The organism is Exiguobacterium sp. U13-1, assembly GCF_001750115.1.
GTDB lineage: Bacteria > Bacillota > Bacilli > Exiguobacteriales > Exiguobacteriaceae > Exiguobacterium_A > Exiguobacterium_A acetylicum.
In genome coordinates this window covers 1,701,120-1,725,499 of record NZ_CP015731.1, presented here as the reverse complement: position 1 = coordinate 1,725,499, position 24,380 = coordinate 1,701,120, and the positions used below count along the sequence as shown (strand labels likewise).

Genomic DNA, 24,380 nt, shown 5'->3' with positions numbered 1-24,380 from the left:
ACCAATTCCAAATACTGGCTTAACATTGTTTGTTTTACCTTTACAAACCAGTTATGAATGGTAAAAAAAGGCGTCTTACATCGTTGTATAATTCATACAAAAAAACGATACTTTCTCAGACCAAAATCCTGAAAAAGTATCGTTTTAACTAATGTAGAACGTAATTGTTCATTCTCGACTCCTACAGGAAAAGAAAGCATGTTCTTCACTTTCGTCAGGGTCAGGTGAGACCGGGTAGACGAAACGTAGTTTAGGATACCGCGGCCTACCTCCCGCCTGCGGAAAGCGAGAATGACAGCAACGTTCGTAGATTGGATTCATGGCATAGGATTTTCACCACTCCACGTCCCCTTACACCGTTTTCTCTGGTTTCCGTCGGACGACGTAACCGAGAATTCCAGCAAGTAACGCAAGTCCTGTGGCATAAAGTACTGTCCAGCCTGCGGTTTGTTGAGCGAATTCGAATAAGACGTCACTCCGCCATTTCATCGCGAACTGAACGTATGAAGCCTGACTGACGATGAAGCTGATCACACCAATCGTGATCGCAAAGACGAACGGATCGATAATCGACTTGAAGCTTCGGATGCTACAGACGAAGTAGATCGCGAACGTTACCAGCAATAATACCCAATACCCACTCTCACTCGAGACATTCGGTGGCGTCGCTCCTGCAGATTCCGCATCAATCACTTGAATCGTCTGCCGCGCGACACCGTAATCAACAGGGTCGAGCTTCAATTGTGTTGCTGACAAATCCGGACGTTCTCCACCGAGTAACGTCAACAATTGTTCTGTCACCCGGTCCGTATCGATGCCATCGACGACTTTTTGGATCGAGTCATTAAGCTGATCCGTTGAGGTCTCCCCGTTCAACATCGAGACCGGGATTTCCGCGTTCGCTCCAAGAACGTCTGCTTGATACACGACCTGTCCGCCGTGGATCCAGTCGTACATTCCGCCACTTCCGGCGTTTAGACTCGCGACGGTCAACGCCGTCCGTAGTGAGGAATCACCGTCATACGCCGCTTCGTCCTGCACCGTAAAGACGAGTTGGAGCGTACTTGCGAGCATCAAAATCAGTAAGCTGGCACGTCCGGCAGCTGTCAGACCGGATAACTTTTGCGGGAAGAACGCCATCCAGCCAAGTAAACTGACGACGAGAAGCGGTAGGATCCCACTCATCGCATAGCCATCTTGTAACGAGAGAAACGGCACGTCGTTTCCGCGTCCGGCAAGGACGAACCAGATGATTCCGACCGTTAAGAAGAAACTGATCGATCGAATCGTCCACCCGAGACGACTTGCCTTAATCCGTAAAACCAAAAATAACAGGACGATCAAACCGATGCCAAAAACGGAATAGAGTAACGTGCCGTAAGAGACATCGAACGTAAGTGGTGCGAGGACCTGTTTTAAGTCGATCCCAAACAACGATAAGACATCACCGGCAGAACTCGCGTCGAGTACCTGATTGATGATCCCTTCCCGGACCGCACTCGGCATCGTGATCGACAGCCCACCGACGAACAGTAGCATCAATGACACCGTGATGTCTGCATCTTTCCAGGAGACATCCGCCTGTTGCATCTGCGTCACGAGATCCTGATAGTCTGAGGATGAAGTGATTTGTGAAGTCAAAAATGCCATCACGCCATAGATGACACCGAAAAAGATGAGACCGATAAGGACGCCAAACAGGACATCCCAGACGGAAAACCGTCGTTGTTTCCTTTCTTGCCTTGACTCCATCCCATTTCCTCCTTTTTATGTCTGATGTTTGAATATTCCTGCTACAGCGAAACCAAAAACATCAAATTCATTCAACAGCCATTATATCCCACCTTTTCTCTGACTGTCTCCACTGATTTCCAAAATAAAAACCGACCTCTCAGAATGAGAAGCCGGTTGAACGATCAGGTGCCATGATATTTTTCTTTATTTAGATGCCTTCGTATGCTTGTTCCATGATCGTCCGTAATTCAGCGACAAGCGGCATCTTCGGATTCGCCGTCGTACATTGATCCTCGAAGGCATCGACTGCCATCTTATCGAGTTTTGCCTCGAAGTCTGCTTTTTGAATGCCTTGCGCCTTGAATGACATCTTGATGTTGAGACGTTGTCCAAGATCAGCTACGGCTTGGATGAGGGATTCGACCCCTTGTTCCGTCGTTGCTGCCGGAAGACCGAGGTAGCGCGCGATGTCCGCGTACCGTTCATCGGCAACGAATGATTCATATTTCGGGAAAGCTGCTAGTTTCGTTGGACGTGACGCGTTATAGCGAATGACGTGTGGCATTAGGATCGCGTTCGTCCGTCCGTGTGGTGTGTGGAACTCCCCACCGATTTTGTGTGCGATCGAGTGGTTGATTCCAAGGAAGGCGTTCGCGAATGCCATCCCTGCCATCGTTGACGCATTATGCACTTTTTCGCGTGCTTCGGCGTCTGATCCGTTAGCATATGCTCGTGGCAAGTACTCAAAAATCATCTTGATTGCTTTGAGTGCCAGTCCATCCGTGTAGTCGTTCGCAAGCACCGAGACGTATGCTTCTGTCGCATGCGTCAAGACATCCATTCCAGTATCAGCAGTGATCGAAGCCGGGACGGTCATGACGAATTCCGGATCAACGATTGCGACGTCAGGTGTCAACGCATAGTCAGCAATCGGGTATTTGACGTTTTTCTCTTTATCCGTGATGACGGTGAACGGTGTCACTTCTGAACCCGTACCTGACGTCGTCGGAATCGCGACGAACTTCGCTTGACGACCGAGTGCCGGGAATTGATATGCCCGTTTGCGGATATCGAGGAATTTTTGACGTAAGTTCGAGAACGTTTCGTTCGGTTGTTCGTAGAAGAGCCACATTCCTTTCGCAGCATCCATTGCTGAACCACCACCAAGAGCAATGATCAAGTCAGGCTTGAAATCACGCATCGCTTGAGCACCTGTCTGAACAGTCGTCACCGATGGATCTGGTTCGACTTGGTCAAAGATCCGGTAACTGACGGACTGTGGCAAGTTTTGAATCACTTTATCGGCATAACCGAACTGTACCATCGTTGGATCGGTCACGATCATGACACGTGAGACGTCAGTCATCGACCGCAAGTATTGAACGGAGTTCTTTTCGAAGTAGATTTTCTCTGGGACTTTGAACCATTGCATGTTCACGCGTCGTCTCGCCACCTTCTTGACGTTGAGTAAGTGCTTCGCTGTCACGTTTTCAGATACAGAGTTTTTCCCGTATGATCCGCAACCGAGTGTCAATGATGGTGTCAACTCGTTGTACAGATCACCGATCCCACCGTGAGCAGATGGACTGTTGACAAGGATCCGGCAGGCTTTCATGCGGAGTCCGAACGCTGTCATCAAATCATCGTTCGTCGTATGAATGACAGCTGTATGACCGAGACCACCAATTTCAAGCATCTGTTCGGCAATCGTGAACGCTTCTTCAGTTGATGCAACGCGGTACGCACCGAGGACCGGACTGAGTTTTTCATGAGACAATGGTTCTGCTGCTCCGACGTGCTCGAGTTCCGCGACGAGCATGACCGTTGTTTCCGGAACGTCGATGCCGGCTTTCTCCGCGATCCATGTCGCTGGTTTCCCGACGATGTCCGCATTGACGGCACATGTATCGGTTTTGATGACGAGTGATTCGAGACGTTGTTTTTCTTCCGGTGTACAGAAGTAACAACCGAGTGCTTCCATTTCCGCACGGACCGTCGCATAAATCTCTTGGTCGACGATGACGGCTTGTTCAGACGCACAAATCATACCGTTATCAAACGTTTTTGAGAGAACGAGATCGCTGACTGCCCGTTTGACTTTTGCTGACTGTTCGATGTAACACGGAACGTTCCCTGGTCCAACACCGAGTGCCGGTTTACCTGTTGAATACGCTGATTTGACCATTCCCGCTCCACCTGTCGCAAGGACCATCGCGATTTTTTCATGGTTCATCAAGACTTTCGTTGCTTCAAGTGATGGTTCTTCGACCCATTGAATACAGTCTTTTGGCGCACCTGCTTTGATGGCTGCGTCGCGGAGTGTTTTCGCTGCTTCAACGGAACAACGTTGTGCCGATGGATGGAATGCGAAGACGATCGGGTTGCGTGTCTTGATCGCAATCAATGCTTTGAACATCGTCGTTGATGTCGGGTTCGTGACCGGTGTGACACCACAGACGACACCGACGGGTTCAGCGATATATGTGATGCCGTTTTGGACATCTTCTTCTAAAATCCCAACTGTTTTTTCATGACGTAGACTGTTGTAGATGTATTCTGTCGCAAAAATGTTTTTAATCATCTTATCTTCAAAGACACCGCGTCCCGTCTCTTCTGCAGCGAGACGAGCGAGTTCGACATGCCGTTCAAGTCCGGCAAGTGCCATATCCCGGACGATCGTATCGATTTTTTCTTGATCGAATGTCAGTAATTCTTGTAATGCACGTTGCCCTTTTTCAACGATTTGTCCAACTGCTTGTTCGACTGGTGTTGCCGTCGATTTTGTTTTTTCTTTCACAGCCATGAGTGGTTTCCTCCCTGTCGTGGAACGAATCTGAGTTTGATTTGCCAACCATTATGTCAGGAATGCCAAGCTGTTTTTCAATAGTTTGTGCTTTCCTTCACAAATCAATCATAACCCCTTTTTCCTGTTTTGTGCATGACCATCCTGTGAATTCCATCACACCTTTGATAGCGTTTACAACTATTGTGCGTTCTTCTTTTTCAACGTTTTGCTTCATGTACATAGATGTGTGCGATTTATCACACCTCGCATTTTCCTGACTTGATAGCCGTTTCATCATCTTGTATTCTGATATGGGGTACATATTAAGAGCTACCACTAAAGGAGGACACTTGAATGTCAGTTGTACAGGAAATGCTAGCCTTCAACGAGCGATTCGTCGCCGAAAAACAGTATGAGCAGTTCGTCTCGGATAAGTTCCCAGATAAAAAGGTCGTCATCCTGACGTGTATGGATGCCCGCTTGACGGAGCTCCTCCCACATGCACTTGGTCTTAAGAACGGGGATGCGAAAATCATCAAAAATGCCGGTGCTATCCTATCGCACCCATTCGGCTCCGTCATGCGCTCGATTCTCGTTGCGTTGTATGCTCTTGGCGCTGAAGAAGTCGTCGTCATCGGTCACCACGACTGTGGCATGAGCACAATTGATCCTAAACACATGATCAACGAGATGAAGGATCGAGGAATCGACCAACAGATTCTTCACACACTCGAAGTATCCGGTGTTGATTTGAATCAATGGTTGCGTGGTTTCACGTCGGTTCAAGAAAGCGTTGCTCACTCAGTCAGCCTCGTGAAGAACCATCCGTTATTGCCACCTGGGACGAACGTTCACGGACTCGTCATCGACCCGGCTACTGGTAAACTCGACATCGTCGATTGCTGATCACTCTTTATAGAAGAAACGCAAATAGACTCGCATATTCTATTCCGTCTTAAACTAAAGAAAACGTGCCATATTTTCTCGTAACGGAGAAGGATGGCACGTTTTTCGTATGAATTATATTCAGTGATCAACACGCTTCTCACTTCATGCTCAGGGGTATAACAGAATATATCATCTTGTGGAGAGCTAATAAGCGTACCATTCATCTTTTGATTACGAGGTCAGACTTTTACTCTTGACAGCATTCCAACATGGCTGTAATATACTTTAGTATAGTACAGTGATAACAAAAGAAAGTGTGGTTTTACTGAATGATAAACGCCGTATTGTTTGCCGTCTTTTTACTATTTATTTTAGCGATCTTCCGCGTCCACATCGTGCTCGCGATGGTCATCAGTGCGTTTGCCGGTGGTCTCGTCGGTGGTCTTGACCTGACTGCGACGACAAAAGCGTTCTCCGGTGGTCTTGGTGACGGGGCAGAAATCGCCCTGAGTTACGCGTTGCTCGGCGCGTTCGCTGTCGCCCTCTCGAAAACGGGCTTACCCGATGCACTCGCACATGCCTTGATTCAACGTTCGCGCGGTAATGCAAGTGCCTCATCGGTCAAAAAGTTAAAAGGATTCATCTTGTTTGCGATTCTGTTACTCGCGATCAGTTCACAAAACGTGTTGCCAATCCACATCGCATTCATTCCAATCATCATTCCGCCGCTCCTTGGTCTGTTTAATCAGTTGAAAATGGACCGTCGCCGGATTGCGATAATCATGACGTTTGGTCTTGTGACACCTTACATGTTCTTACCAGTTGGTTTCGGAGACATTTACCTCAATCAGATTCTACTAAAGAACTTGAAGGCAAATGGTCTTGATACAGCAGGAGCATCCGTCATCGAAGCGATGGCGATTCCGGCACTCGGGATGGTCGTCGGTCTCTTAATCGGTCTATACTCATATCGTAAAGAACGGACGTATGAGATGCGTGATATCGCTCCAGACGATTATGAAATCCCGGTCATCACGAAAACGAAGCTTGCCTTAAGCGGTATCGTCGTCATTGCGACTTTGATCGTTCAACTGCAGACCGGATCAATGATTCTCGCTGCAACAACTGGTTTAATCCTCTTCTTGTTGCTTCGTCTTGTTCGCTTCAGCGAAGCAGATGACGTCATTACACGCGGTATGCGCATGATGTCATTCATCGGTTTCGTCATGATCTCAGCGAACGGTTTCTCAAACGTCTTGCGTAAGACGGGCGATATTGAGCCACTCGTCGAGAACTCGAAAGCGTTGATGGGCGATTCCCAACTCGTTGCCGCCTTCGTCATGCTCTTGATTGGTCTTCTCGTCACGATGGGGATTGGTTCAAGTTTCTCAACGGTTCCAATCATTGCAGCCATCTTCGTTCCACTCTGTATCCAGTACGGATTCAGCTTAGAAGCGACGATTGCGATCATCGGGACATCCGGTGCGCTCGGTGACGCGGGTAGCCCGGCGTCGGACTCGACACTCGGGCCAACAAGTGGTCTAAATGCGGATGGTCAGCACGATCACATGCGAGAAACGGTCATTCCGACGTTTCTGCACTACAACATTCCATTACTCATCTTCGGTACGATCGCTGCGGTCGTATTATAAAAACAAGACGGATTCGCTGTCATCGCGGATCCGTCTTTTAAATTGTCTCCGTTTTTTTCCTTTTCATTTCGTCCTCGGTTCTCTAAAATAAAGGAATGAACTGATACAAAGGAGTTGTCTAACGTGTTATCTCAAGTCGTCAACCAGATTTTACTTTCGCTTGCCGATCTCGGATATTTCGGCATCGCCCTCGGGTTGATGATTGAAATCATACCGAGTGAAATCGTCCTCTCTTATGGAGGATTCATGATTTCTCAAGGAACGATCGGCTGGCCGCTCGCCATCGTCGCTGCCGTCATCGGTGGATTATTCTCGCAATTATTCTTATATTGGTTCGCTCGTTACGGCGGTCGTCCCCTTATCCTGAAATACGGAAAGTATGTTTTAATCTCAGAGCATCACCTGGATTTAGCTGAGCGTTGGTTCTTGAAATATGGACAAGGTGTTATCTTTGGAGCCCGTTTCATCCCCGTCGTTCGTCATGCCATCTCGATTCCGGCTGGTCTTGCCAAGATGGACCAAACGAAGTTTTCTCTCTATACGGTGCTTGCGATCATTCCGTGGTCGATCTTGTTCCTGTATCTTGGTGAAACGCTCGGAACGAACTGGCGCTCAATCAAGGAAGTCGCTGCACCGTACACGAACGGCGTTCTGATTGCTGCCGTTGTCTTGATCATCTTCTACGTCATCTACAAACGCCGTCAACGAACGGTTTGAACAACTAGCAGTCTGTCTGACGACGGACTGCTTTTTTAAACAAACAGGAGGTCCTGCCATGCTAACATCCCCGCTTGCTCATTTTACATTACGTCGTTTGACTGCATCCTATCGGACGGGTCGTCCTGTCGCGACTGGGATCACCGTCGATGGACGTATTTTAATCGTCGAAGAAACCCTCGATGAATCTCGGAATGAACACGTTCTCTCCATTCATCAATTGAAAGATGACTGGCGAAAAACGACAATGATTAAAAGAAGCGAGGTGGACTTTTCACTCATCGACCGCTTTCCGGACGGTCGTCTGTTACTCGCCGCTTCCCGTTGTGACGACGATGTAGATGGAACGTGGTTACCAAATGCCTTTGTCTATGATCCTCAAGGGAATTTACTAGACAGCTTTTGTTTAGACGATGGGATTCAGAATATGCAAATCGATGAACAAGGATGGATTTGGGTCAGTTATTTCGACGAAGGAATCTACGCTGATGCTGCAACTAGTTCGAATGGCGCATTTGGTCTCGTCGCTTTTGACGATACAGGTGTAGTCCAGTATAAGAATCGTCAATATCCAATCGATGATTGCTACGCCTTAAATGTCTGTTCGTCGAAGGAAGTCTGGTTTTTCTATTATTCCGATTTTCGCTTCATTCGTATCAATCAAGAGGACGATCTCGTTTGTGAGGCACCTACGATTGCCTTTTCTCAGTTCGCTCGGTACGACGATTTTCTGCTTGCTGCAAATTCTGATGAAGCACATTTACTTGAACGTAAAGGAACGCTTTTTGAGAGTATTCGTTCGATTCGATTCATGACAGAACAGGGAAATACCCTGTCAGGTGACCTTACAATGCGTAACGACTTGATCGTCTTAGCGACTTCAGAACACCTGTATTTCGGGAGACTCGGTCAGCGACTCGTCTCTCTCATAGCAGGCAAATGAAAACAGTTACAAAGTTGTTTCATAATCTTTTCACTTTTGAAAACCTTCAACCCAAATTTTCAAAAAGACTAGCGAGTCCTATCTGAGGATAGTATACTCAGCGTTATAGTTATTCGGACAAGTTGTCTGAACATTATGACGTCACAGAATTTTTTTGGGGGAAATGATGAGTTCGAATTTGAAACGCGATTTAACAGCACGACAGGTACAAATGATTGCACTCGGAGGAACAATCGGGGTCGGTTTGTTCCTTGGGGCATCAAGCACGATCGCTTGGACAGGACCATCGGTTTTGCTTGCGTACATGCTAGCAGGAGTCTTTATCTTTTTCATCATGCGTGCACTTGGTGAGATGGTCTACACCCATCCTCACAGTGGTTCGTACGCAAAGTTCGCAAACGACTATATCCATCCAGCTGCTGGTTTCTTGACAGCAAGCAGTAATATCTTCAACTGGGTCGTCGTCGGGATGAGTGAAGTCATCGCTGTCGGGACATATTTACGCTTCTGGTGGCCGGAACTACCGACTTGGATTCCAGGCGTCGTCGTCATCATTCTCTTGACGCTTGCGAACCTTGCTTCCGTCAAGATGTTCGGTGAACTCGAGTTTTGGTTCGCCTCAATCAAGGTGATAACGATTCTTCTGATGATCGTCGCCGGATTCGGCATCATCTTCTTTGGTCTAGGAAATGACGGAAACCCGGTCGGCTTCTCGAATCTGTGGGCGAACGGTGGATTCTTCACGAATGGTTTCACCGGCTTCTTCTTTGCCCTCTCGATCGTCTTCGCCTCTTACATCGGTGTTGAGTTGATTGGCGTGACAGCTGGAGAAACGAAAGATCCAGAGAAGAATATTACGAAGGCGATTAATGGTGTCGTCTGGCGAATTTTAATTTTCTACGTCGGATCGATCTTCATCATCGTCACGGTCTATCCATGGAACGAGTTGTCGGATCTCGGCAGTCCGTTCGTTGCGACATTCGCCAAGGTCGGTGTCACGATTGCTGCTGGGATCATCAACTTCGTCGTCATCACGGCCGCTTTATCCGGTTGTAACTCCGGGATATTCAGCGCAAGCCGGATGATCTATGCCTTGGCTGAAAAAGGACAAGTGCCGTCCTTCTTCTTAAAGGTCAACAAACGCGGCATTCCATTCTACACGGTCTTCGCAATTTCAATCGGGATTTTCTTCGGTGTCATTCTTGATATCACCTTGCCGCTCGTTCTCGGGAAGGATACGAACATCTTCGTGTATGTCTACAGTGCTTCGGTACTGCCAGGGATGGTACCGTGGTTCGCGATTTTAATCAGTCATATCCGGTATCGTAAACTCGAAAGCGAACGGACAGCCTCACATCCGTTCAAGATGCCAGGTGCACCGGTGACGAACTATCTGTCGATCGTCGCGCTGGTGACAGTGCTCGTCGGGATGTTGTTCAACGATGAGACACGTGTCTCAATCTTAATCGGAGTTGCTTTCTTGATCTTAAGTACGGTCTATTACATCGTAAAAGTACCGAAGATCGAAAAATAAACGTCTGTCTCTCCTCTCATGACCGCATGAGAGGAGTTTTTTGATGGAGATGATTTTCTATATTGACATTGAAAAATATTCATGATAGATATTTTTCACGAACGCTTAAACCCTTAAGACGTCGTAACATTCTTGATTTCAATGCGTAAAGCCGTATTTCATCTACTATTTTTCTAATAAATAGATAAATTTTCAGAATAAATAGTCTTTTCATTCTAAGTGCATTTTCATGTTTCGAGTTCGTTTGAGCGGGAATATTCTCACCATACACATAATATTTCATGTGTAGAACAATCACGTTAAAACAATTTAACGACAGAAAGGAGAGATGTAACATGAACGGTTTCAATCGTTTCCTACTCGTCCTGATCGGCATTCTCGGTTTAGTCAGCGTCGGTCTTCTTGTACTCGGCGTCTATGATGTTCCACGACTCAGTCCTTTGATTGAACAGTGGCAAGATCAACAATGGTATAGCTACACGATTTTATCACTTGGTGGCTTCCTAGCATTCGTATTTGTCATTCTATTATTCACCGGACTACTCAGTCGTTCAAAAGGACAACGTCTCCTGATTCAAACGGGTGACGGCAACATCACGATTTCAAAACAAACGATCGAACGAACGGCACTCGAGTCGATTCGCGGTATCAACGGCGTACGTTCCCCACGCGTCAACGCAGACATTCACTCGAAAAAAGAAACCGTCGCGTTAGAAGTTGACTGTTCCGTCTTTGGTCAAGAAGGTTTGCCGACAATCGGCAAAGACATTCAAGAACGCGCCAAACATGCAGTCGAATCGTTGCTTGAACTACCTGTAACAAAAACACGCGTCCGGATCAGTGACACGAAGAGCAAAACATCTGAACGCGTCGTCTAAGATACGAGAGGAGGAAGATCATGAAAACGAGCGAAGCACTTCGTCCGTATCGCTACCGTCTACTCGGCGGGCTAGTCGGACTGATCCTCGCCATCTTGTTCTTGACGATCGGTTTTGGACCGACGTTGTTGATCATCGTATTCGCAACAATCGGTTACTTGATCGGTCAGTGGCGGGATAATGCGCTCGATGTCGAAGGATGGATTCAGTTCTTTCAACGGGATTGAGCATACAGAAAATAAAAAATCATTCAACTCACATTAAAAGGAGAGATTTCTCATGGCTAACGAAATCAACACGAAACAAAACGAAAACGAAGTAGTACGCGAAAACAAACTCACATTCGAAGATCAAGTCATTAAAAAAATCGCTGGTATCGCATCAAATGATGTCAAAGGCATCCTCTCAATGAGCGGTGGCTTCATGAGTGGTTTGACAGATCGTTTCCGGAGCACGGAAGATATCGCAAAAGGCATCGACGCGGAAGTCGGCGAGCGCCAAGTCGCACTCGACCTAAAAGTCATCGTTGAGTACGGCAAAAACATCCCGTCGATCTTCCAAGATGCTGTAACGAAAATCAAAAAATCAGTCCATGATATGACAGGACTCGATGTCATTGAAATCAATATGCATGTCGAAGATGTCATGACACGTTCTGAGTTCGACGCAAAAAGTAAATCGTCGAAAGAAGAGGAAGAAAAACGCGATTTGAAATAAGACCGTCAACTAGATAGCCGCATGAAATGGACCCGTCTAAAAACGGGTCCATTTTTTACTTTTTCAATGCCCCACGTGCGTTCAACGCAGCAAAGATCACCATCGCGATGCTGAGAACAGCAGCGACGATCAAACCTTGCCAGTAAACCGACCAATCAATTTCTGGACGGGTTAACACACTACGCATGCCTTCCATGATATAGGTCGTTGGATTGATCGTCGCAGCAATCTTGAGCCACTCGGCTTCAATCAAGTCTTTCGGTACGAACGTCGTCGACAGGAAAATCAGCGGGAAGAATAAGAGCGTTCCGGCTTGAGCGGCTTGCGCATTCCGCGTCTTCAAAGCGACACCGACCGAATAACCGGCAAAGGCGAGTCCAAATCCGAGCGCGAGTACGATCGTCAAGAAAAAGCCACTGACACCGACTGGGATCGATAGACCAAGCAAAAAGGCCATCCCGAAGATGAGTAACGTTTGAACGAATAATTGCAGCATCCCGGCAAGCATCGGGCCGAGGACGATTGCTGTTCGCGAGACTGGTGTCAATAAGAGTCGTGCAAAATAACCACTCTCGATATCCTTGACGAGCGCTTGACCGGCCCCCCCTGCTCCACCAACAGCACCCGAGACGATTGAAACTGGGAGAATGAAGTTCAAATAATCGACGCCGTCGAACTGCGGTAAATTCGAGATTCCGGACAAACCACTCGTGTAGACGAGCAGGAAAAAGACACTGATGATCAAGTTCGGAATGAAGGAAAACGGATTACGTAACGTGACGAGTAGACTTCGCCGCATCAAAAACCACGTTTCTCGAATCATGTCACGACTCCTCCTTATAGGCTTGTCCGGTTAAACGAATAAAGACATCATCGAGTGACGGTTGTTTGACAACCAGTGACGTCGCAATCATCTTCCGTTCGTCAAGAAAGCGGACAACAGCGCGTAATGTCTCCGTTCCATGTGAAGGAATGACCAGTTGACCTTTTTCCTGACGTCCTTTAAACGTTTCTAAGACAATCCGCTCGTCCTCTTTTTCAGCAAGTGTCAACTCAATCCGTTCCTCTCCGTTTGCTGCCTTCAGCTCAGCTGCCGTTCCTTCCGCAATCAGTTGCCCTTCGTTGATGATGGCAATTCGGTCCGCCAACTGATCGGCTTCTTCCAAGTACTGTGTCGTCAAAAAGATCGTCGTGCTGAACTCTTCGTTTAATCGCCGGACCTCGTTCCAGATTTGTACACGACTCGCGGGGTCAAGCCCAGTCGTTGGTTCATCGAGAAACAGAACGGTTGGTTGATGGACGAGCGTCAAGGCGAGATCAAGCCGTCGTTTCATCCCACCGGAGTAAGTGCCCGAACGGCGCTTCCCATCTTGATCGAGTCCGACGAGTCGCAGCAATTCCCCTGCCCGTGTTTTTGCTTCCGTCTGACTTAATCCGAATAATTTTCCTTGTAGGACGAGTAATTCAAGTCCGGTCAAGTCTTCATCGATGCCGGTATCTTGTAAGGCGACCCCAATTTGCAACCGAACCTGTTTTTCCTGTTTGACGACATCAAATTCCTGAATCGTCGCCCGACCACCGGAAATTGGAATCAATGTCGTCAGCATCTGGACGGTCGTCGACTTCCCTGCCCCGTTCGGTCCTAGAAAAGCGAAGATTTCCCCGGCTTGCACGTCGAACGAAATCCCTTTGACGACATCCTTCCCATCGTACGTCTTCGTCAAGTTCTCGACATGAATCATCTTCATTCCTTCTTTCTCTGAATTCAAAGTCATGTCCAAGATTTTCCCGTTTTTTCTGTTCTCGAATCAAAAAAAAGACACCTGATTCGGTGCCTAAATTCAAGCTCTAACGATTACGCTACAATCTGATACACACCGTACACGACACCCGCGGATACCACGAGCGTCGTGACGATCGACACCATCATCATCGTTAATCCGATTCCCTTTAATCGAACGGTTCGCGCTAACGCGAGACTAAACGATAGTACCGCACCACTCGCAAGTACAATCGCCCCTCCTAATAACAACGTAGTGCTGATCCATGACTCTCCGATGACAATCCATCCGTAAGTGATACAGGCAAAAAGAACGGTCATGATAAGCCATTGTTTGGATGTTCCCTTATTCAACATATCGATTCCTCCTGATTTGCTTATATGTTACTTGTTCGCCCTTTCCCATTAGATTCCTGTTACGAAAAAATCGTGCCTCCTGTTATACGGAGACACGATCCACTTACGACGCTACTTGCCATTTTTCTTTTAATTGCTCCATCTCTTCTTGACCTTCGTGCGATTGCATCCAGAGATTGAAAACATCGACGACGTCCCCTTCCGACTCTCGAACGAGGTAACTCTTCTCCGCCGGAATCCATTTTTCTTGAATTCTTGGTGCCGCGAGTCGTTTGTCGAGCGCTTCATAATGAATCGCCTCGACCGTATCGGTGATCATGACATCGACTTCACCTGAGGCAACCGCGTGCGGGATATCGAGGTTTTGTTCATACATGACGATATTCGCCTTCGTGAACGTCTTACGGACGAATTGTTCATTCGTTCCACCTGGATTTAGACCAATCGTCACGTCTGGACGATTGATTTGTTCGATTGAAGCAAGACGTTTAGCATCTTCTTTACGGACGAGCGGTGTCTTTTGGAATGATAGGTAACTCGATGTGAAGTCGCCGATGATCTCGCGCTCGATGTTCTTCGTCACGCCCCCGACGACCATATCGAATTTCCCGCTAGCAAGATCAGCAGATAGCGTGGGCCATGTCGTCGGGACGAACTCGACATCGATACCGGTCGTCTTCGCGAAAGAACGGATCACTTCGATATCGAACCCTTCGTACTCGTTCGTCTTCCGGTTCAAGTAGGTGAATGGTTTGTAGTCCCCGGTCGTTCCGACGACGATTTTTTTCGTCGCAAAGACGTTCTTCGCTTGTACACGTCGTGGTTGCTCCGTTTGCCATAGCGTCAGTAAGCTCGCAAACAAGACGCCACCTCCGACGACGATCCATCCCCATTTACTCATATGCTCCCGCTCCTTTCGCTCCGACCGTCTCACGTGTCGAGACTATGTTCCATTTTTTCTTCAATTTTTGAACTTGTTCTTGCCCCTCTGCACTTTCAATCCAGACCCGGAAGACATCTCCAAGCTGTTTTTGATCCGGTTTCATCAAATACGCCATCTCGGCTGGTTCCCATGCCTCTGTTAGTTTCGGCACCGCAAGATCGAGTTCTGTCGCGTAATGCAACGCCTCGATGTCGTCCGTCACCATGACATCGACTTGTCCGCTTTTTACGGCTTTCGGAATGTCCAAGTTGTTCTCAAAGACGGTCACATCTGCCTTCGGAAAATGCTTCTTCACGAACGCTTCGTTCGTGCCACCCGGATTGACACCGATTTTGACTGCTGGATTATTGATTGCAGCGAGCGAATTCAAGCGTTCGACATCTTTCTTCTTTACGAGCGGTGCTTTTTGAAAGGAGAAATACGACGATGTAAAGTCTCCGATGACCTCGCGCTCGACTTTCTTCGTGATGCCACCGACAGCGATATCAAACTTTCCTGATTTCGTATCCTCCGATAATGTCGGCCATGTCGTCTTGACGAACGTCACATCAAGATTTGCTGCTTTGGCGAACGCTTGGATGACATCGATATCAAAGCCTTGATAACGATTCCGTTCCTCGTTCCAGTATGTAAAGGGCTTATAATCCCCCGTCGTCCCGACGACCAGCTTGTGGTCTTCGAAGATCTCATGTGCTTCGGCATCCGTCTGTTGATTCCAAATCATCCAAGCGGCAACGCCTGTCAAAACAAGTCCTGCCAGTAGCCATGGTTTCTTTCTCATCGTATCTCTCCTTTCTGTTTCGTCGTTGCCCATTCACCGAATATTGCTACAATTTAACCCAAATGATTTTCGGTGTGGGTAATAGTCATTATCCTACCACACTTACACGTGATTTCAAGATAATTTGATGATTTTATGCATAAAAGCGTTAAAAAGATGTTTTGATGACGGTTGCAGTTCTACAAGTCGTCTTTCTTTACAGAATCCCCCCGTCTTTTCCATACTGAAACAGAATCATCAAATCGTGAATTGGAGGAATGGAACATGAGTCAGATTTTCATCATTGGTGCAAATGGTAAAGTAGGTCGTCACGCTGCTCGCTTACTGCAGGATTCGGAGCACGATGTCAAAGTAGGATTACGTTCCAAGGACCAGTTCAGTGATTTTGAGAAATTAGGTCATACCCCGGTCCATCTCGATCTTGAAGCGGACGTCGCGACGATCACCGATACATTACAAGGATCAGATGTCGTCATCTTTACCGCAGGATCAGGTGGTCACACGGGAGCCGACAAGACGATGCTAATCGACTTCGACGGTGCCGTCAAAGCGATTGAAGCAGCAGAAGCAATCAATGCAAAACAGTTCATCATGGTCAGTGCCTTGAATGCCGATTCGCCGGAAACATGGTCCGACAGCATGAAGCCGTATTACATCGCAAAACGTTATGCGGATCGTGTCCTGAAGGAATCGTCACTCAACTACACGATTCTTCGCCCAGGCGGACTATCGGATGAAGCCGGAACAGGCAACGTCACGACGGATCCGTCCGAGCAAGCGACTAAAAAAATTCCACGTGAGGACGTCGCCCGTGTCATTTTAGCTGCGCTCGGTCACGACAACGCCTCGAAGCAAGTCGTCACATTGCTTGAAGGTGACACACCAATTAACGAGTTGTTCTAATACAAAAGCTCACGTCTCAATCTCTGAGACGTGAGCTTTTTCGATGAAATCGATTATTGGTAGAGTTGCAGATACATCGTCCGCATCGTTTCAGCAATAACCGGTAAGGAAGCTGGAATGTCGATCCAGCGCCGACTATCGTAATCAAAGTAGAGCCCTTCCGTACGCATCTTCTCTTTTGTATTGATCTCATCGAACTCAAGAAACATATCCAGCTCATCATCCGCGTTCTGAAAGTCGTCCCACGGTCCAGGACCAAAATAAAAGAGTAGTCCTTCCGCATCGTAGCCAGCAAGCTCGTTCATTGCCCGTTCCAAATACGCTTCAGACTTGGCAGATGTCCTGACGGAGTCAGCGAGTGTTTGATGAATTCCAAATGCGTTTCCACTCATTAAGTGACGTTGCTGAGCCCATTCCCAGATGTTTTTCCAGCGTTGTATGAAAATATTAAACCGATATGCTTGTGTTGCTTCATCCCGTTCTCGCACGTCATATGACCAGGAAATCTTTTCTCCACTGATCCACATGCTTACGTGAAAGTTTCCCTCCCGCGCTTCATCATCTTGTAAAGAAGACCAATCTGATTGTTGTTGCTCAAGATACGTGAAAAGTGAAAATCGTTCTCCCGCTTTTTTTTCAAACTCAAATTCAAATCGCTCGATACGGTTCAAAATATCTTCCTCTCTTTATCTCATTCGATCACAAAGTCGATTCCAATCGGTCCTTCCACCGGAATCTCGTGAAGCAACTCATACTTTTGATTCGTAATGAGCAGTTTCCCTTTATCCGGTTTTTCAGGGTCAAATTCGATGAAATATGATTTTTTCGTCTCGGGATGAATATATACGTACTTGTACCGTTTATCGGCTTTCCAAAACTTCGGTTTGATTTCCTGAACCGAGAACGATTGTCCGAACGTCCATTTAACTAGAATTTGATGATCCGCATCTAGGTTATTCTGTGAGAATTGCTGAACGACTTGAATCCCTTGTGTTGCATCAATCATTCGAATCGGATCAGTACTATCAAAATTCGTATTCTGAAGAAACGGATAATACCGCTCGGTTTGTTCACCTGCCTCATTGATCCGAATCATCCAACCATCTGTACTAGCGAAGTATGCCGTATCGTCCTTCCCATAAAGGGCTGAATATGCATAAGGTTCTTCCTTGTTACGGTACACGATTGGTTTTTCAGTCTGTTTATTCATGAAAATCATCGCTGCTTTTTCTTCTTGTTCATCTTCACTACCAGCACTGGCATAAGCTAGATGATGCTCTAGGTCAATCATCATCGAATTTCCTGGTTCGAAGCGCGCAGGCGTCTCATAGTTTTCTTTTGTATCAAAATTAGAAAAGGTGTGCGAGAATCCTGTTCCTTGAGACGATCGTTGCGTACCGGTTTTGTATGAATTCAACGTCTTGAACCATGTATCCGTTCCAAAATGTTTGATGGATTCTATCATGGGATCGTGCTTGAAATACGTCACATGATGTTGAACAAACCGTCGCTTTGTAAAATCGAATGTATAAAAATAATTCGGATAGCCTTGCACTGATGCATACAACACATTCGGCGTACTCAGTTTTTGCACAAGCGTCATGTTCGTAAAACGTGGATCATGGACCTGTCGTTCGCTTACTACCTTTCCTTTCATGTTGATCGTGACAATCGAACTATAGGCAAGTTCAGGATCATTCGTTTTCCCTTGCCCCTGTCCTGGATAGACCAACATCACGGTGTCTTGTTGAGGACTAAAATCGATGGCTGTAATCGAAGAACGTGGTAGGACAGTTGCGTTTGTGCGACCCTGTTGCACTTTCATCCAGGTCGCTAAAAGGATACTTCCACTGACAAAAAACACTAGACTAAAAAAAATCCACTTTTTACGGATAGACTTATCCATTCGATTCATGACCCCTTGACTTGTTGATTTAAACAATTTCTTCTACCTAGTTATACACTGTTAGATCGATGTAGTACGTCTTTCTTACAACACTGTTAGACGAATTGACCAACTTTACAACATCCTCCTGAACTCTAACGACTAAAAAAATTCCTCACGTTTCATTTAGAGACGTGAGGAATTTTGAAATCAGGTTATATGCGTTTAATCCTGCTCCGCGATGGCACGCAATCCACGTAACGTTTGAATTTTACGTTCGTGGCGTTGCATCACGAATGAGAGACCCGTCACGATCGCGAGATTGAACCAGATCATCGTGTCGGTAGTCGGATTAAACAAATTAATGAGTACTGCAATGATGTTCACGAAAAAAACGACTTTATAGAGTTGCAAAATTCGATGTTCGTGATGGATCTGTGAATCAAAGTCCGAGTACAAATGAAATGGTTCATCCGAGGTCCGTTTTCTTAAGAAGACCCAGCGGAACGATGTATCCACGACTTCGATGCCCATCTCTTCCAAAAACGCAAAGTAATCCTGCGACTTCGGATGCTTTGACATGTTTTCTAATAACTCGATTCGATACGTGTACATACCAGGTTCACCTTTGATGAATACATAACGTCCGAGTCGAAACTGCTGTAAGTACCAGCCGTTGTTTGCCATCTCGTTTAACCACACTTCTTCTTTTGCATAATCAGCGTAAAAGCGATAGACCGTTTTACTACTCACCTTGATCCACTCCCATCGTTTCTTGTCCATGTCGCACGAGTTCTTTTAATCGATCTAGCTCTACCTGTAATCTCTCCCGCCCCTGATTCGTCATGATGTACTCTTTCTTTCGCCCTGCTTCTTGCTCGATCGCTTCAATCCACCCTTTATCGACCAGACTGCTGAGTGCGCCGTACAACGTACCAGCAGCTAACTTGACACGATCATTGCTCAACTCCTGGACGAATTGCATGATGCCATAGCCATGACGGGGTTGTTGAAGCGACAGTAAAATATAATAGACAGCCTCAGTTAATGCCGTCTCTTGGATTGTCCGTGCCATTTTCTCACTTCCTTATTCCGTCTTCCGTTATATCGTCTACCGATATACTAAAAATATCCTATTTCTAACAATTTGACAACAAAAAAACGTGATGATCCCTAAGTAAATAGGATCATCACGCTATATTGTTCGATTTTATGAAAAACATTTTTTAATATGTTGATAGTTCTTGTTGCCACCTGATAAGTTGCATACATCCGTAAATCCAAGGTTTTTCAAGACGTTTTGCGCAGCATTCCCCGTCACGCCTTTGTTGCAGTAGACGATCGTCGGTAACGTCGGATCCAATTCCTTCGCGCGTGTCCGCAGTTCACCAAGTGGAATATGGATCGCTCCGTCGACATGATTTTTCTCGAATTGTGCTTTCGAGCGTGTATCAATGATTTGGAACGACTTCCCACTCGCGACTTGGTCAATTAATTCGTTCGGTGTCATCAAACGCGCTGTTTTTTTGATGGCATTATCGAGTGCCATTCCCGTATAGAGAACGGGATCCTTCGTCGTCGCGAACGGTGGAGCGTAAGCTAAATCGAGATGGAATAAATCCTCTGCCTTCGCTTTAAAGGTGATCGCCGTCGCTAGGACATCAATCCGTTTGTCGACACCTTGCGGACCAACGATCTGGGCTCCGAGGACTCGCCCTGTTGCCCGATCGGCAATCGCTTTGATCGTCATCTCTTTCCCACCCATGTATTCCGGACGATCTGGTTTGATGTTATGCAAGACTTCGATGTCATACCCTGACTCACGCGCTTCTTTTTCCGTCAAACCCGTCTGAGCGACAGTCAAATCGAACGCCTTGAAGATACCCGTCCCTAAGATACCACGGTGCTCCGCTTCCTCACCCGTAATGACCATGCCGGCAATCCGTCCCATCTTGTTCGCTGTTGAACCAAGCGGACGATAAAGTGCTTCACCCGTGATGACGGAGAAACTCTCTGCGACATCGCCGACTGCGTAGACATCGGCTACATTCGTCTGCATGTGACGGTTGACTGCAATCGCTCCTGTTTTACCAAGCTCTACGCCGATCTGCTTCGCAAGACCCGTGTTCGGCTTGACGCCAACAGATAAAATGACGAGATCCGTCTCGATCGTTTTTCCACTCTCAAGCGCGACCTCAGAAATACGTTCTTCTCCGTTGAACGCTGTCACGGATTCGCCAAGCAAGAGGGATACCCCTTTATCTTTCAAGTGATCCGCTACGCGTTCTGCCATATCGCGATCAAGTGGCGGCATGACTTGCGGCAAACGTTCGACGAGAGTGACTTGAATGCCCCGATACGTCAATTGCTCTGCCATCTCGAGTCCGATGAATCCTCCGCCGACAATCGTTGCTGTCTTCGGATCGTGAGCATCAATGTAGGACCGGATCGCGTCGGCATTGCGGACATTTCGAACCGTAAAGACATTCTCATGTTCAACGCCTGGAAGTGGTGGAATGATACTTGAAGCACCGGTTGCCAGCACTAACGTATCATACGTGTCCGTGAAACGATCCCCTGTCAGGAGATTGACGATCGTCGCCGTTTTTGTCGCATGATCAATCGATTCGACTTCGTGTTGTGTATGAATATCGATGTTATATCGTTTTTTAAAGAAAGCGGCATCGCGCGGTGTCAATTCGTCGATGTCAGCGATCTCCCCACCGACGAAGTAGGGAATCCCACAACCTGAATACGAGATGTCCTGATCCCGATCATAAATCGTAATTTGCAACTCTTCACTGTTACGACGTGCTTTTGCTCCTACTGATGTTCCCGCAGCAACTGAACCAATAATCATCAATTTCATCTCTAGTTCCTCCTTAAAAATCAATAAAGTATCAAGCTGATATACAAGCCAAGCAATGTGATGGCAAGTGTCGGGATCGTCAGAATCGTTCCGATCTTAAAGTATTGACCCCAACCAATCTTCACGCCTTTCGTCCGAAGCACGTGTAACCAAAGTAATGTCGCTAAACTACCAATCGGCGTGATCTTCGGTCCAAGATCAGATCCGATGACGTTCGCATAGATGAGCGCTTCTCGAATCGTTCCAGTTGCCTGGCTCAAGTCGATCGCAAGGGCATCGATCATGACGGTCGGCATATTATTCATGATCGACGACAAGATGGCAGCCAAGAAGCCCATACCAAATGTCGCGGCTGCTAAATTCGTCGCAAAGCCATCAATGATGTCAGCGAGAACTTGTGTCAATCCGGCATTTTGAAGTCCGTAGACGACGATGTACATTCCAAGTGAGAAGAAGACGATCGCCCACGGTGCACCACCGATGACCTTTTTCGTCGGTACGCTCGGTGAACGGCGTGCCATCAATAAGAAGAACAAGGCGATGATACCAGCGACAAGACTGACTGGAATGCCGATGACGTCACTCGTGAAGTATCCGACGACCAGCAAGACGAGGACGAACCACGATAACTTGAACATCCGTTGATCCTTGATCGCTGTCGCGGGTACGACGAGCTGCCCGACATCATAATTCTTAGGAATACTCTTTCGGAAATAGAGATACAAGACGATCAGACTGCCTACGATAGAAAAGAGATTGACGAATACCATCCGTGACGCATACTCCGTAAAACCGATATTAAAGAAGTCTGCTGAGACGATGTTGACGAGGTTCGAGACGACGAACGGTAAACTGGCCGTATCGGCAATGAATCCGGAAGCAAACACGTAGGCTAACACGACATAATCCGGAAGTTTCAAGTGACGAACCATCGCGAGGACGATCGGTGTCAGGATCAAGGCTGCCCCATCGTTCGCAAATAAAGCCGCAACGACAGCACCGAGCAATGTCATATATACGAATAGTTTGACACCACCACCTCGTGCGATGCGTGCCATGTGGAGTGCCGCCCATTCGAAGAATCCAATCTCATCAAGAATCAGTGAGATAATGATCAGAGCGATGAACGTAAAGGTGGCATTCCAGATGATGCCCCAGACAGTCGAAACATCATCGAGATTGACGACTCCCGTCAATAGCGCAACGAGCGCCATCCCCATCGCGGAGTAACCGATGCCGAGTCCTTTCGGTTGTTTGATGATTAAGAATAAGGTGATCAGAAAAATTCCGATCGCTAGTAAATGTGTACCGGTCAATGCGTTCACTTCATTTCTGTATTAAATTTCGAGTGGTTCTATTAACGATTCGCCATCCTTGAACGTGTGCCATCAAGAATGGAATATCGTCTCAATTCCAATGCCTTGCTCGTGCTAATCCATTTCATCCATGGTGCTAGCAACTTCTGTCCGGGATGTCCGGAGTGTCCATTTCTTCTAAAATCGTCAATAACAACTTGTGTTGCGGATGATCTGGATTGATTCGAAAATAAATCCATTGTCGTTCACGTCGTTCCAAGATGAGATGGGACTGACGCAATAATTTTAGATGACGACTGACTGCCGGTTGCGAAATATCAAACATTTCGACGAAATCACAGACACAATGTTCCCGAACGTGTAGTCTTCGCAAAATTTCAAGACGTGTTCCATCGCTCAGTAGCTTTAAGAACTGACTCATCTCTTCTACCCGTTTTGCTGTCTCGATCAATGGAGAGTCCTCCTTTCTCTTAAACGTATAATCCATGCCTGTTACAGGAACGAATTTATCTTTTTCGCTTTTCACATAACCATATTATTATATAACATTTTTGTTATGCAATGATTTTTTCATAAATCTATCTCAAATAAAAAAAATCGCCATCTCATTCGATGACGATTCTTCTTATATTCTTCATGCAACAACACGTTGTGCTTGTCGTTGCTCCCTCCAACTCACCACTAAGCACGTTATGATAAAACTACCGAAACAAAGCAGGGATAAGTGCAACACTTGGGTACCGATGGATCCATTCATGAATAACAATCGACTGAATCCAGCCACGGCATTCGGAACCGGTAAGAACGTTCCGAGCGATTGATAAAACGGTGCCAACATCTTCGCTGGCACGATGTTTCCGGCAGTCATCAACTGGAAAGGAATCAATGCGACATTGATAAGTGGCGCAATCGGTCCAAATATCGCGAAGTTCATCTGTGTGACGGCGATACAGGTCGCGACAACGAGGAACTCGAACGCCCACAACTTCATGAACGGTGTCGTGATGTCCGTTAATACATGTGCCACAGAAACGAGCAGTAACGGAACGACTAGAAGAACGATTCCGTGCAACAGTTGGCGACTCCAAAATAGTGACCAGATTGAATGACGCTTACTTAAGATCGTGCTGACGAGATTGAACTGAATCCCCATCGTCATTGTTGCGATATAGATGACGAACCCGAGGACGAGTGGCAGCATCGACAAGGCAAAATCTGAGACGGCATGCTCCGTGACGACCGACGTCGTGAACGTCGGCTCACCATTCAACTGTTTGCCGATCGTTTCCGTTGCCCGCTCGAGAATCGCATTCGCAAATTCGGCATTCGTCTGGCTGACGTGTGCCGTCAGTTGACGCGTTGTATCATCCTTTTGTAGGACGAGATCGACTTCATTGGCATCGAGTGCTTCCAACCCTTTCGCTTCGGTCGGAACTGCTTGGACCGTGAACGGTGCTTCTTTTAGTGATGTGACGAACGGGTCGTTCACTTCGCCAACGACACCGACGTTCAATTGATCGAGTCGTTCCGTTGTTCCTTCGTAACCAGTCATCCAGACGACGAGGAACAAGAGCGGGACGACGATCGCGAAGACGAGCCCCACTTTCGTTTGTGTCATTGACCAGACATCTTTCCATGCTTTCATATTACAATCTCCTTTTATATGCATTACTTATAATATCATGTGCAACTATATGT

General features: G+C 46.9%; 24 protein-coding genes. 9 read left to right on the top strand and 15 right to left on the bottom strand.

Annotated elements, in window-relative coordinates:
- Nucleotides 1–351: 351 nt before the first annotated feature.
- A complete protein-coding gene (locus ESP131_RS08775) occupies nucleotides 352–1,752 on the bottom strand; it encodes a hypothetical protein (protein WP_029341370.1) in 1,401 nt (466 codons plus the stop codon).
- Between the two features lie 190 nt (nucleotides 1,753–1,942).
- Entirely contained in the window at nucleotides 1,943–4,537 is a 2,595-nt protein-coding gene (adhE, locus tag ESP131_RS08770) for a bifunctional acetaldehyde-CoA/alcohol dehydrogenase (protein WP_069940422.1), read from the bottom strand.
- Between the two features lie 336 nt (nucleotides 4,538–4,873).
- Here adhE and ESP131_RS08760 point away from each other — a divergent pair, with 336 nt between their 5' ends.
- From ESP131_RS08760 to ESP131_RS08720, 8 genes are all read left to right on the top strand, one after another.
- Nucleotides 4,874–5,425 carry a beta-class carbonic anhydrase gene (locus ESP131_RS08760; protein ID WP_029341367.1) on the top strand — a complete coding sequence of 184 codons (552 nt, stop codon included), beginning with the start codon at nucleotides 4,874–4,876 and terminating at the stop codon, nucleotides 5,423–5,425.
- A gap of 314 nt (nucleotides 5,426–5,739) precedes the next feature.
- The gene (locus ESP131_RS08755) at nucleotides 5,740–7,059 is read left to right on the top strand and encodes a Na+/H+ antiporter family protein (RefSeq protein WP_069941024.1); all 1,320 of its coding nucleotides are present in this window, start codon (nucleotides 5,740–5,742) and stop codon (nucleotides 7,057–7,059) included.
- Nucleotides 7,060–7,182: 123 nt separating this feature from the next.
- Nucleotides 7,183–7,776: an undecaprenyl phosphate transporter UptA gene (locus ESP131_RS08750; protein ID WP_023467894.1), complete on the top strand. Its 594-nt coding sequence runs from the start codon at nucleotides 7,183–7,185 to the stop codon at nucleotides 7,774–7,776.
- 58 nt (nucleotides 7,777–7,834) lie between these two features.
- Complete coding sequence (locus tag ESP131_RS08745; RefSeq protein ID WP_069940421.1) at nucleotides 7,835–8,719, top strand: hypothetical protein; 885 nt, start codon at nucleotides 7,835–7,837, stop codon at nucleotides 8,717–8,719.
- A 163-nt stretch (nucleotides 8,720–8,882) separates the two neighbouring features.
- Nucleotides 8,883–10,253, top strand: a complete 1,371-nt coding sequence (locus tag ESP131_RS08740; protein ID WP_035397971.1) for an amino acid permease — start codon at nucleotides 8,883–8,885, stop codon at nucleotides 10,251–10,253.
- Nucleotides 10,254–10,588: 335 nt separating this feature from the next.
- Complete coding sequence (gene amaP / locus ESP131_RS08730) at nucleotides 10,589–11,131, top strand: alkaline shock response membrane anchor protein AmaP (RefSeq protein WP_047396014.1); 543 nt, start codon at nucleotides 10,589–10,591, stop codon at nucleotides 11,129–11,131.
- A 20-nt stretch (nucleotides 11,132–11,151) separates the two neighbouring features.
- A complete protein-coding gene (locus tag ESP131_RS08725) occupies nucleotides 11,152–11,358 on the top strand; it encodes a DUF2273 domain-containing protein (protein WP_029341361.1) in 207 nt (68 codons plus the stop codon).
- A 52-nt stretch (nucleotides 11,359–11,410) separates the two neighbouring features.
- Nucleotides 11,411–11,848 (top strand): Asp23/Gls24 family envelope stress response protein, encoded by a 438-nt coding sequence (locus tag ESP131_RS08720; RefSeq protein ID WP_029341360.1) that lies wholly within the window; start codon nucleotides 11,411–11,413, stop codon nucleotides 11,846–11,848.
- Between the two features lie 55 nt (nucleotides 11,849–11,903).
- On the opposite strand, the gene ESP131_RS08715 is transcribed toward ESP131_RS08720, so the two are convergent.
- The 5 genes from ESP131_RS08715 to ESP131_RS08695 form a co-directional block, all read right to left on the bottom strand.
- Nucleotides 11,904–12,671, bottom strand: a complete 768-nt coding sequence (locus ESP131_RS08715) for an ABC transporter permease (RefSeq protein WP_029341359.1) — start codon at nucleotides 12,669–12,671, stop codon at nucleotides 11,904–11,906.
- Nucleotide 12,672: 1 nt separating this feature from the next.
- Nucleotides 12,673–13,623 (bottom strand): ATP-binding cassette domain-containing protein, encoded by a 951-nt coding sequence (locus ESP131_RS08710; RefSeq protein WP_029341358.1) that lies wholly within the window; start codon nucleotides 13,621–13,623, stop codon nucleotides 12,673–12,675.
- Nucleotides 13,624–13,703: 80 nt separating this feature from the next.
- Entirely contained in the window at nucleotides 13,704–13,985 is a 282-nt protein-coding gene (locus tag ESP131_RS08705) for a hypothetical protein (protein ID WP_029341357.1), read from the bottom strand.
- A 103-nt stretch (nucleotides 13,986–14,088) separates the two neighbouring features.
- Complete coding sequence (locus ESP131_RS08700; protein WP_029341356.1) at nucleotides 14,089–14,886, bottom strand: transporter substrate-binding domain-containing protein; 798 nt, start codon at nucleotides 14,884–14,886, stop codon at nucleotides 14,089–14,091.
- A complete protein-coding gene (locus ESP131_RS08695; RefSeq protein WP_047396032.1) occupies nucleotides 14,879–15,709 on the bottom strand; it encodes a transporter substrate-binding domain-containing protein in 831 nt (276 codons plus the stop codon). Before ESP131_RS08695 ends, ESP131_RS08700 begins: the two co-directional genes overlap by 8 nt.
- A 264-nt stretch (nucleotides 15,710–15,973) precedes the next feature.
- On the opposite strand from ESP131_RS08695, the gene ESP131_RS08690 reads away from it, so the two are divergent.
- Complete coding sequence (locus ESP131_RS08690; RefSeq protein WP_029341354.1) at nucleotides 15,974–16,612, top strand: SDR family oxidoreductase; 639 nt, start codon at nucleotides 15,974–15,976, stop codon at nucleotides 16,610–16,612.
- A 53-nt stretch (nucleotides 16,613–16,665) separates the two neighbouring features.
- Here the strand turns inward: ESP131_RS08690 and ESP131_RS08685 are convergent, their stop codons facing one another.
- The 8 genes from ESP131_RS08685 to ESP131_RS08650 form a co-directional block, all read right to left on the bottom strand.
- On the bottom strand, nucleotides 16,666–17,100 hold the full coding sequence (locus ESP131_RS08685; RefSeq protein ID WP_156772494.1) for a hypothetical protein: 435 nt from the start codon (nucleotides 17,098–17,100) through the stop codon (nucleotides 16,666–16,668).
- Nucleotides 17,101–17,303: 203 nt separating this feature from the next.
- Nucleotides 17,304–18,437: a hypothetical protein gene (locus tag ESP131_RS08680; RefSeq protein ID WP_148662011.1), complete on the bottom strand. Its 1,134-nt coding sequence runs from the start codon at nucleotides 18,435–18,437 to the stop codon at nucleotides 17,304–17,306.
- 285 nt (nucleotides 18,438–18,722) lie between these two features.
- Nucleotides 18,723–19,280 (bottom strand): DUF2812 domain-containing protein, encoded by a 558-nt coding sequence (locus ESP131_RS08675; protein ID WP_083254778.1) that lies wholly within the window; start codon nucleotides 19,278–19,280, stop codon nucleotides 18,723–18,725.
- Complete coding sequence (locus ESP131_RS08670; protein WP_029341350.1) at nucleotides 19,243–19,572, bottom strand: PadR family transcriptional regulator; 330 nt, start codon at nucleotides 19,570–19,572, stop codon at nucleotides 19,243–19,245. Before ESP131_RS08670 ends, ESP131_RS08675 begins: the two co-directional genes overlap by 38 nt.
- A 135-nt stretch (nucleotides 19,573–19,707) precedes the next feature.
- Nucleotides 19,708–21,366 carry an FAD-dependent oxidoreductase gene (locus tag ESP131_RS08665; RefSeq protein ID WP_029341349.1) on the bottom strand — a complete coding sequence of 553 codons (1,659 nt, stop codon included), beginning with the start codon at nucleotides 21,364–21,366 and terminating at the stop codon, nucleotides 19,708–19,710.
- A gap of 20 nt (nucleotides 21,367–21,386) precedes the next feature.
- Nucleotides 21,387–22,691 carry an arsenic transporter gene (locus ESP131_RS08660; RefSeq protein ID WP_069940418.1) on the bottom strand — a complete coding sequence of 435 codons (1,305 nt, stop codon included), beginning with the start codon at nucleotides 22,689–22,691 and terminating at the stop codon, nucleotides 21,387–21,389.
- A gap of 127 nt (nucleotides 22,692–22,818) precedes the next feature.
- On the bottom strand, nucleotides 22,819–23,133 hold the full coding sequence (locus ESP131_RS08655) for an ArsR/SmtB family transcription factor (protein WP_029341347.1): 315 nt from the start codon (nucleotides 23,131–23,133) through the stop codon (nucleotides 22,819–22,821).
- Between the two features lie 183 nt (nucleotides 23,134–23,316).
- The gene (locus ESP131_RS08650; protein WP_047396044.1) at nucleotides 23,317–24,327 is read right to left on the bottom strand and encodes an ABC-2 transporter permease; all 1,011 of its coding nucleotides are present in this window, start codon (nucleotides 24,325–24,327) and stop codon (nucleotides 23,317–23,319) included.
- Nucleotides 24,328–24,380: the final 53 nt, after the last annotated feature.